Origin of the sequence: Binatus sp. (SeqCode), from assembly GCF_050013435.1 — a bacterium.
Lineage (GTDB): Bacteria > Desulfobacterota > Binatia > Binatales > Binataceae > Binatus.
Genome location: NZ_JBEKFG010000017.1, coordinates 40,436 through 48,993 on the forward strand (window position 1 = coordinate 40,436; position 8,558 = coordinate 48,993).

Below are 8,558 nucleotides of genomic sequence, written 5' to 3' on the forward strand. Positions count from 1 at the left end.
CCTATCGATCGATCTCCGGCGCAATCACGTCCAGGCTCGCGATCAGCGTGACCAGGTCCGCGATCATCAATCCCGCGCTCAGCTTCTGGATGATTCCCATCGCCGCGAACGATCCCGTGCGCACGTGAACCCGCCACGGATACCCGCTGCCGTCGCTGACCAGGTACCAGCCCATGTCGCCGCGTGCGCTCTCGACGCGAATCTGGCATTCGCCGGCGGGCGGCTTGAAATTGCGCACCACTTTCGCCAGCACCGCGCCCGGCGGAATCTTCTCCAGCGCCTGGCGCAGGATTTTCGACGACTCCGCCATCTCGCGAATCCGCACCACGTATCGATCCATCGAGTCGCCGAGCTTGCCCCACTGGCCGTTGCCGACCGGCACCTCGAACTCGAACTCGGGATACACTGAATACGGGATGTCCTTGCGGATGTCCCACTTGATTCCCGACGCGCGCAGATTCGGCCCGACCAGGTTGTAGTTGATCGCGTCGGCCGCCGTGATCACTCCGACGTTCGCCAGCCGCTCGACGTAGATTTTGTTCCACGAGATGAGCGCGTTGTATTCCTCGAGGATCGGGTTGAAATGATCCAGATACGCCAGCGCCTTCTCGCGCCATCCGGGCGGCAGGTCCCACGCCACGCCGCCGATTCGCATGTAGTTGAACGTCAGCCGCGCGCCGCACAGTTCCTCGATCAGATCGTTGATCATCTCGCGCTCGCGAATCACGTGCGCGAACGGCGTCATCGCGCCGATATCCATCGCCATCGCGCCCACCGACAGCAGATGCGACGCGATTCGGTTGAACTCGGTCGCGATCACCCGGCAGTACTCGCCGCGCCTGGGCACTTCGATTCCCGCCAGCTTCTCGCACGCCATGCCCCAGCCCTGGTTGGTGAACATCGCGCACACGTAATCGACGCGATCGGTGTATGGCATGAAGCCGCGGTAGCCGACTTTTTCCGCAATCTTTTCGATCGACCGGTGCAGGTAGCCGACGTCCGGAATCGCCTCGCGCATCACCTCGCCGTCGGCCCGCACCACGAAGCGCAGCACCCCGTGCGTCGACGGATGCTGCGGGCCCATGTTGAGCGTCATTTCTTCGGTGCGCAGCGTGCTCATTTCTTTTTCGTGTCGAGCCGCACTATCGGGCTCTCCCTCACCGTTGAGATTCCGTGGTATTCCGCCGGCTCGACGAAATCCTTGCGCAGCGGATGGCCGATCCAGTCCTCCGGCATCAGGATTCGCCGCAGGTCGCTATGCCCTTCGAAGTTGACCCCGAGCAGGTCGAATATTTCGCGCTCCATCCAGTTGGCCGACTTCCACACGCCCTCCAGCGTCGCCACGCTCGGGTTGTCGCGCGGCAGTTTCACCTTCAGCACCGCGCCGTGGCGATGCTGGTACGAGAACAGGTGATAGACCACCTCGATCCGGTCCTTGTAATCGACGCCGCTCTCGTTGGACAGGCAGTCCATCGCCAGCTCGGGATCCTCATTCATGAAACGCCCGACTTCGACGATCGCTTTAGGGTCAATCACCGCGAAAGGATCGGGCTTCTTGTCGGATATTTCCAGCACAGAATCGCCGAACCGGCTCTTGACCCGCTCGATTATTTGGAGCGCCTCCATCTGCTCAGGCTGCTGCGACCTGCTTTGCGTTGGGCGAACGCACCAGCCAGCGCTCCGTCATAATCTTCTCTTGCAGCTTGAGCAGGCCTTCGGTCAGCGCCTCCGGGCGCGGCGGGCAGCCGGGAACGTACACATCGACCGGCAGGATTTTGTCCACCCCGTCGCAAACCGAGTAGGCCAGTTGGAACAGTCCTCCGCAGCTCGCGCACGAACCCATCGCGATGGCGTATTTCGGGTCGGGCATCTGATCGTAAAGCAGCCGCGTCCTGAGCGCCATTTTCAGCGTCAGCGTTCCCGCCACGATCATCAGATCCGACTGGCGCGCCGAAGCACGCGGCACCGCGCCGAAACGATCGAGATCCGCGCGCGGGCCGCCCGTATGCATCAGCTCGATCGCGCAGCAGGCCAGGCCGAACAGCATGTACCAGATGCTCGATTTGCGCATCCAGTTCAGCAGTTCATCCGTCTTGGTGGTCAGAACGTAATCCGGGAGCGTATTCAGCAAAGGCATAAAATAAACCTCAGTCTTCGACCGGTACCTTCTTGATCCATTCCAGGTCGTGCTTGACCCACACGTAAACCAGGCCGACGAACAGGATCAGCAGGAAAATTAAAATTTCGCTGAGCGCATAAAGGCGCCGCCCCGAGCGCACCCAGTCCAGGTAAACCGCGGCAATCGGATATACAAACGCGATTTCGACCTCGAACACCACGAAAATCAGCGCGATCAGGTAGAAGCGAACGTTGAAATTGATCCACGCGTGCCCGGTCGGCGGCTCGCCGCATTCGTAGGGCGTCAGCTTTCGATCGTACGGATTTTGCGGCGCCAGCAGACGCTGTACGCCGAACATCACCGCCACGAAGCCGATCGCGATGATCGTTAGCGCCAGTGGCACGCCGAAATTGATATACATTTTAAGTTACCGAGTCCTCATTAATCGGCCCGGACTAACCTGTCAAGAAGGATCGCTTCACCAGTGCCCAATTTCGCTTAAGAAATTCTTAATTGATTCGAATCGTTGCGTCCCTCTTCCTCGGCAGTTGCCTGTTTGTCCGGGTTTTCCAATATCTTCCCATCGTTGCCGTGCTGAGTCTGACTATTTCGCCGACGCAACCGCATCGATTGCGCGTTACTTCCGAGTCTCGCCGTCGCCATGCGTTCCTGTGGCCGCATCCAGGCGTTTACGGATTTCGCGAAGCATGTCCTGATCGATCCATGAGCCGTGGCGGTTCGGACAGGCCATCGCAGCCAGCCCCAATTCGCCCTCCTTGATCGCCGCTCTGGCGCCAAGCCTCGCGCCGCAATCGGGACAATCGATCTCTGTGAGATGCCTGTGACGCATGTCTTCGACGATCTCTCCGATCCCGACGAAAACCTTTTCGCCCAGGGAATCGTGGTGAATCGCCCCCGCGTTCTCCAGACGCGCGCCAAGCTGATCTAGCGCCTCCCGATCAGCCCACGCGCCGTGATGCTTTGGACAAACCATTTCGCCCACGCCGATTGCCATCCGGGCCTCGAGTCTGTCGCCGCATTGCGGGCATTTGATCGCCTTGGCGTACTTCAGGCGCAGCCTTTCGATTATTTCCGCGTCGTGCTGGCGGGCCCATTGATTCTCGCGAGCCATCTCGGATTGATGGAGTGTGTCGCCGAGACGATCTTTTTCGTCGCTCATGTTTCTGCCTCCCGCGGGAGTTCTACCGGCGTTGATTGATCATCTGACAGCAGTCCGGTCGATCGCGCTGCCAGGCGGCCGCTATTTATGCTCCTTGTGCAACGCCTTCAATGCCGCCGCGTCGAGCCACGCGCCGTGCCCTGCCGGGCACACGTGCATTGATACTCCGGCCTCGGTCTTCGCCACCAAAAACTGCTTGCAATGCGGACAAGCCGTGTGGCTCATGCGCTCGCGCATCTTCTCGAGCAGGTCGGTATCACGCTGCCGCGCCCACTGATCTTCGCGCGCCGCCTCGACATCGTGCAGCTTGCTGCCCAGCCGGTCCTTGCTATCACCCGCCATAGTCCCGCCTCTTCCTCGGGCGCCCTCAGATCATCTCTTTGATCAGCTTGCCACTGCGCGCTTTCTCGACCGTGGCCTCGAATTTCGATCCGAGATCGACGCCCATCTCCTTGGCCCGCTTCTTCGCCCACAGCCCAACGTTGCGTGAGTCGCGATAGAACGAATCGTCGCGCGGCTTCGACGCGTCGAAACTCGCAATCCGTGACGACTCGCTCTCGACCACCGCGAATGACGACATCACCCGCCGCAGCCGCGCCGACCCGCACTCGGGACAGGTGCGACGCTCGCGGCGGCGCGATGAACCCATTATCACGTGCGAGCTGACGAGCCCGCATCGCGAGCATTCGTACTCGAAAATAGGCATCGGAACTAAAGAATATCCTGCCCGCCGACGGCCCGCAAATCAGCCGGTGGCGCGGCTTTCGCCGTCTGTCAGGTGGAACTTTTGTCTTCGCCGGCGCCGGGCTTGGGCGGCGACAAGGGCCGCCAACTTTCGCGCACATCCAGCGCCCGTCCCGCCAACGGATTGCCGACCAGCAGGACAAGTCCAATCGCGCCGACCACCAGCCCGCATCCGAGCCACCAAAGCGAGCGGTACTCGACGCCGAGCACGAGCATCGCGAGCGCCCACAGCGGGATGATAAGCGAGACGACGAAGCGCATCAGCGCACTCATCACATGTTCAGCATGTTCGACGGGGTCAGCCATCGATTCTCTATTTAGCCGCTCCGTCGGCGCCTTTCAAACCCCCGCTCGCGCCGCTAGTCACGCGCGTTCAGATCATTTCTTCGCTGCCTTGCCGCTGCCTTCGAGCTTGACGGCCTGACCGAAGCTCGGCTCGAGGTTATCTTGTATCTGCATCGTGCCGAGGTACTTGATGGCGGCGGTCGGCGTGAAGGTCACCGAGACCTTGCAAGTTCCCGCCTTCACACCCTTGGATTTCGGGCCGAGGGAGTCGTCGTTGCAGGCCTGACTGATGCTGAACGGACTCGTCACGCCGGATTCCATCTCGATAAAAATATTGGGTGGAGTCGTCGTGGTCGTCTTTCCCTTCTTCTTCTTCGTGGTGACCTTGCCCTCGTTGGTGATCGTCACCGTCTTGACCTTGCTGTCATTAACTTCGACGTCGCCGAAGTTGAGGGCCTTGGGCGATACCTTAAGCTTGCCGGCGACCGGAGCCACGACCACCGTGAACACCTTCGAGTCGCTCGAGGGGTTATATTGCGAGGTTCCCGGGAAGCTGGCAGCAAGCGTCATGGGTCCGATCCCCGACGGCGTGATCTCACAGGTGGCGTTGCCGCTGCTATCGGTTGTGGCGCCGCATCCTCCCGTGCCGAGCGTGAAGTTGACCGTTTTGCCTGCAAGTGCGGCTAGAGGATTCGCCGATACATCCGTCAGGTTCGCGCTCACGGTGACGGCCTGGGCCGGCGGCCCGCTGGTTGGGCTCGCGTTGAGAGTCAGGAAGGTCACGTCCGAGCCCGCGCCCCACGTGATTACCGACTGATTCGAGGTGACTGGCGAGCTTGATACTGTCGTGGATGCAATCACCGCGTCTGTGCCTTGATGCGCTCCGGTGTAAGTGAGGATGGCGTTGCCGTTTGAATTGGTATTCGCCAACTGACTCTGTGGGTTCGCTCCGGTGATTTGGAAATTGACCGGCGTTCCCGTCGGCACGGTTGCGAAATGGACCGAGGCCGTGAGCGTGACCGGACTGCCCTGCGCGGGATTCGGCGAGACCGTAGCCGGGGTCAGGCTGACCGTCGGCGGCTGCGTGGTTGGTCCGAAGCCGCAGCTGCCGTCGGAGCGGGTGACTCTCGACACCGTCGGACCGCCCGCCACGTAGAGACAGCCGTCGGGTCCGATCGCGAAGTTGGACAAGCCTGAAAAATCGTTCGTGGTGAGCTGCAGACCGGGCGTGGGCGCCGATCCGGTCAGGTCAAGACTCCACACGGCTTCATCAGGGCTGGACAGCGCATTGGCCTGCGGGTTGAAGGGCGCGATCAGGAATTGCGAGTCGCCGTCGGCCTGCATCCCCCCGGCTGTCATTCCCAGCCCGCCGGTAAGGCTGATGAGCGAGCCGTCGCCTGCAGTCAGGGTGGTCACCGTAGGCGGCGAGCCGGCAGTAATCCGCGCAATCGGCGCGCCGGTGGCCGCGGCGTAAGCATCGTACACCGTCCCATCCGGAGCAACCGCAAGGTTAAAGTTCTCGAAGTTATCCGGGGTCTGGGCATAGACTGTGGTGCTAGGACTTGTGCCGTCAATGCCCGTGACCTGCCAGATGTTCGGATTGACCGGGCCGCTCGAGCAGAAATCGTCCACGTACAAGGCGGGTATCGCGGGGTCAATCGCCATGTTCCCCAAGCAGGGAATGCCGGAGGCGATCGCGCTGCCGACCGTGCCGGTGGAAAGCGCGACCGGGACGATATCGCCGTTGGCGCCGCTTACCGAGCCTTCGCTGGCGAACATATTGCCGGCGGGGTCAATTGCGAGGCCGGTGGCGGGCGCCTGCACGGTCGTGAACAGATGGCTCGCGTCGGCGACGCCGCCTGAAGTGCCAAACTTGTAGATATTGCCGGTGGGCCAGTCGGTGACGTACATGTTGCCGGCCGCGTCCCACGCCATCCCGTACGCCCCAAAGCAGTTGTAGGAGAAGCCCTGATTGCCGGCCGAAACGAAAAACCCGGTCGCGAACCCGCTGACCTGGTATCCGGGCGCCGGATTCGCGGTTCCAGTCACATACGATGCGGAGGCGCATCCGCCAGCCCCGTCGGTGAAATCCACCGGTGCCGAGCCGGGCACCGGCAGGTTGCCGTCGGTGACGTCGGTTGCGGTGTAAGCGACGGTCTCGGTGTGTATATCCGTGACCGCGAATTGAATCTCGCCGTTGCTACCGGTAACCGCGGGTGAGGGCACGGTGATCACGGAACTTGCGCTGCCTTGGTCAAGGGCGACCACCTTGCCGGGTGTGGGCCGGCCGAGAGAATCCGTGAGCGTGACGGTAATCGTATCGGCTGTGCTGCCATCGGCAGGCTCAGTGCTGAGACTTGCAACGATACCGGCCGAGGTGGCGGGCGGCGGTACGAACGACAGTGAAGCTTTCTGCGCCAAGGTTACGCTATCGGTCGTGTCCGTAGCAGTAAGAGTGAGATTTTCAGTGTTGAGATCGGTGATCGAAAAGACCGCGGCTCCGTCATGATCCGTCACGGCGCTCGGCGGAGTAATCGTGGCGCTGCCCGCGCTCGCGCTAAGCGATACGCTCTTGCCACCGAGTGGAAAACCGTTGGCGTCCGTCAGGACCGTTTGCGCCACCGCGATGGTGGCGCCGTCGGCGGGGGCGGAGGCGTCCGCGTTGGCTCCTGCCGCCGCTGCAGTCGAGAGGCTCGGGCTGGCCGCCCCCGGCGATAAGCCGGTAAGCCCCAGCCGCAACTGTGGTAAATCGGGCGATCCCAAGCCGACGTGCGCGAAGTCGGATCCCATCGATGCTGCGGAGTGGAACGCGTTCGTCCCGGCCAGCGGATATAACGCCACGTTGGCGTTCCCAAGGTTCGAGCCCAGCATCGCGTTCAGCGCGGCTGCGTAAGCCGCCCATTCTGGCGCCGCCATACTGGTGCCGCCAAAGCGCCGCCCACTCAGACAACCGCCGGTATCCGCTTGGCAAATCTGCAGACCTATGGCCGGGTCGGCATCAACCACCACATCCGGGATCGAACGCATTGTGGAGCCGCTCAATCCGCTCTGATAAGACGGCGCGGCAAAGAATGTACTTACGCCGAAACCACCCTGTCCCGTGGGCGGCGTAGAATCAACACCATTCCACCACGTCTCGCTTTCGTACGTGAGCCCTGGGCCAGCGACGGGACTGCTGCCACCCACCGCGGTCGCATGGGGCGAATCGGCAGGCACTCCGACGGTGTTCGCGCTGCCGTCAAGGCAGGTGGTCCCGGAATCGCCGCTGCCGTTAAAGACGCTGATCCCGCCCGCCGCGGCCGATTGCAGAACCGTATCGATGCTTTGCGCGTCGGCCAGTGACATCTGGTCTTCGCACTCGGACCACGAGTTGCTGATTACCGTATCGCCATCGTCGATCATGGCGCTGAACATCGTCCCAAACGAGGTTCCATTGGGTGCGTCGTAAACGACGTAACTGGTATCGGGCGTTGGCGCCAGCAGCATCACCGTATCGACGTCGAGCAGGACCTCCGGCTCGCCTGCTCCCGGCGTCGCCACCCCGCCTTCCACCGGCACTACGCTTAGCTGTCCGAAGTTGGCGCCGCTTCCGATCACCTCGAGCCAGTCTTGCACGTCGCTGGGATTCAAGGTGTCGAACTCCAGCAGGCCGATTTTCTGCGGGTTCTTGCCCAGAGTCGTGTCGGGCCCCGTGGATGAGTTATTCGCCGCACCTACGCGGCTCGAACCAGAAGTGGCGTTGAAGAACTCGTTGCACTGCGGCACGTTCTGCCAAATAGAAGGGTTATTCTGGGCCATCGCGGCACAGGTCGCATAAGAGGCGCCCGAGGCGGCCAGAAACCCGACACATGCGGCCGTGAAAAGCGGAGCCGCATCCACGCGTACCGTAAGGTATAGCGCTTCCAGAATTCCAACATAGGCCGGGGTGGTGGTCGGAGTGAACGGGAAACAGATCTCCTGGGTGACCTGCCAGTCCGGTGCGGACCCTGCAGGCAAGGCGGCCAGCCCGGAGTCCGGCGCCGATCGGGACGGGATCGCGAGATTTGACAAACCAGTAATCGATTGCACTCGCGACGCCAATTGCAGCGGCAACGCAGGATCGCCGTCATTAGCGCGAAAAGTCCGGCCACCGATGCGATAGTCCGCGATCCGCACGTCGAACGCGCGCTCTGCATCCGCGCGTGTGCCGCGCATCGTGAGCGTCAAGCGATTCTTCGAGCCGCGCTCAAG

General features: G+C 62.0%; 9 protein-coding genes. All 9 read right to left on the bottom strand.

The genetic code is table 11. The features are described 5' to 3' along the window. Position 1: 1 nt before the first annotated feature. On the bottom strand, positions 2 to 1,120 hold the full coding sequence (locus ABSB13_RS05460) for an NADH-quinone oxidoreductase subunit D (RefSeq protein ID WP_428106201.1): 1,119 nt from the start codon (positions 1,118 to 1,120) through the stop codon (positions 2 to 4). After that, entirely contained in the window at positions 1,117 to 1,626 is a 510-nt protein-coding gene (locus ABSB13_RS05465; RefSeq protein ID WP_428106204.1) for an NADH-quinone oxidoreductase subunit C, read from the bottom strand. The genes ABSB13_RS05460 and ABSB13_RS05465 overlap by 4 nt, the downstream gene beginning before the upstream one ends. Before the next feature lie 4 nt (positions 1,627 to 1,630). Continuing rightward, positions 1,631 to 2,137 carry an NADH-quinone oxidoreductase subunit NuoB gene (gene nuoB, locus ABSB13_RS05470; protein WP_424672477.1) on the bottom strand — a complete coding sequence of 169 codons (507 nt, stop codon included), beginning with the start codon at positions 2,135 to 2,137 and terminating at the stop codon, positions 1,631 to 1,633. Between the two features lie 10 nt (positions 2,138 to 2,147). Beyond that, the gene (locus ABSB13_RS05475; RefSeq protein WP_428106206.1) at positions 2,148 to 2,540 is read right to left on the bottom strand and encodes an NADH-quinone oxidoreductase subunit A; all 393 of its coding nucleotides are present in this window, start codon (positions 2,538 to 2,540) and stop codon (positions 2,148 to 2,150) included. 216 nt (positions 2,541 to 2,756) lie between these two features. After that, positions 2,757 to 3,299, bottom strand: a complete 543-nt coding sequence (locus ABSB13_RS05480; protein ID WP_428106207.1) for a hypothetical protein — start codon at positions 3,297 to 3,299, stop codon at positions 2,757 to 2,759. A gap of 81 nt (positions 3,300 to 3,380) precedes the next feature. Continuing rightward, on the bottom strand, positions 3,381 to 3,641 hold the full coding sequence (locus tag ABSB13_RS05485; protein WP_428106209.1) for a zf-TFIIB domain-containing protein: 261 nt from the start codon (positions 3,639 to 3,641) through the stop codon (positions 3,381 to 3,383). Between the two features lie 25 nt (positions 3,642 to 3,666). Beyond that, entirely contained in the window at positions 3,667 to 4,005 is a 339-nt protein-coding gene (locus ABSB13_RS05490) for an FmdB family zinc ribbon protein (protein ID WP_428106211.1), read from the bottom strand. A gap of 68 nt (positions 4,006 to 4,073) precedes the next feature. Continuing rightward, the gene (locus tag ABSB13_RS05495; protein WP_428106214.1) at positions 4,074 to 4,349 is read right to left on the bottom strand and encodes a hypothetical protein; all 276 of its coding nucleotides are present in this window, start codon (positions 4,347 to 4,349) and stop codon (positions 4,074 to 4,076) included. 72 nt (positions 4,350 to 4,421) lie between these two features. Next, positions 4,422 to 8,534 (bottom strand): Ig-like domain-containing protein, encoded by a 4,113-nt coding sequence (locus ABSB13_RS05500; protein WP_428106216.1) that lies wholly within the window; start codon positions 8,532 to 8,534, stop codon positions 4,422 to 4,424. Positions 8,535 to 8,558 lie beyond the last annotated feature (24 nt).

Excerpts from the sequence above, each read along its gene's own strand:
- ABSB13_RS05460 (WP_428106201.1), bottom strand. The coding sequence starts at position 1,120 with ATGAGCACGCTGCGCACCGAAGAAATGACGCTCAACATGGGCCCGCAG.
- ABSB13_RS05465 (WP_428106204.1), bottom strand. The coding sequence starts at position 1,626 with ATGGAGGCGCTCCAAATAATCGAGCGGGTCAAGAGCCGGTTCGGCGAT.
- nuoB (WP_424672477.1), bottom strand. The coding sequence starts at position 2,137 with ATGCCTTTGCTGAATACGCTCCCGGATTACGTTCTGACCACCAAGACG.
- ABSB13_RS05475 (WP_428106206.1), bottom strand. The coding sequence starts at position 2,540 with ATGTATATCAATTTCGGCGTGCCACTGGCGCTAACGATCATCGCGATC.
- ABSB13_RS05480 (WP_428106207.1), bottom strand. The coding sequence starts at position 3,299 with ATGAGCGACGAAAAAGATCGTCTCGGCGACACACTCCATCAATCCGAG.
- ABSB13_RS05485 (WP_428106209.1), bottom strand. The coding sequence starts at position 3,641 with ATGGCGGGTGATAGCAAGGACCGGCTGGGCAGCAAGCTGCACGATGTC.
- ABSB13_RS05490 (WP_428106211.1), bottom strand. The coding sequence starts at position 4,005 with ATGCCTATTTTCGAGTACGAATGCTCGCGATGCGGGCTCGTCAGCTCG.
- ABSB13_RS05495 (WP_428106214.1), bottom strand. The coding sequence starts at position 4,349 with ATGGCTGACCCCGTCGAACATGCTGAACATGTGATGAGTGCGCTGATG.